This window comes from Treponema sp. R8-4-B8 (assembly GCF_054786175.1).
This window is the reverse complement of record NZ_BDHE01000459.1, coordinates 1-430: the sequence shown is the minus strand read 5'-3', so window position 1 is coordinate 430 and position 430 is coordinate 1. Positions and strand designations below refer to the sequence as shown.

Sequence of the window (430 nt, the reverse complement as noted above, 5' to 3'; positions counted from 1 at the left end):
CAGGCTGAGGTAATGCTTAAAGGGCTGCCTCATGCCGGGGTTCAACGTGTCGAGGAAGAGTTGCATTTCTTTTTCGTAACCGGCGACTACGCCGACAAATTTTGTTCTGTCATTTTCAAAACGGGTCATCAGGATTTCTACCGCTTCCCTGGCAGATGAGTCGGCAGCTCCGCCCCGTTGCGTATCGGCAAGCACGTATGCCTCATCGACAGAGAGGATGCCGCCCATTGCCTCATCGCACTTCTCGTTTACCTTGTCTTTCGATTGACCAAGGTAAGAGCCTTTCAGATCATTACCATTAACTTCGATGCAGGTCTCCGTTTTAAGAAGGCCGATGGCTTTAAACAGCGCGCCCAATGTGCGAGCAATAGTCGTCGTGCCGTTGCCGGAATTGCAGGTGTTGACAATGTTGTTGCCCTAGCTCGCGCTC

Annotated in this window: 1 protein-coding gene; it reads right to left on the bottom strand. The window is 51.9% G+C overall.

Annotated elements, in window-relative coordinates:
* Positions 1-408: AAA family ATPase (locus ACYVRA_RS09240; RefSeq protein WP_461252407.1), on the bottom strand; the 408-nt coding region annotated here is incomplete at its 3' end.
* Between the last annotated feature and the right edge of the window lie 22 nt (positions 409-430).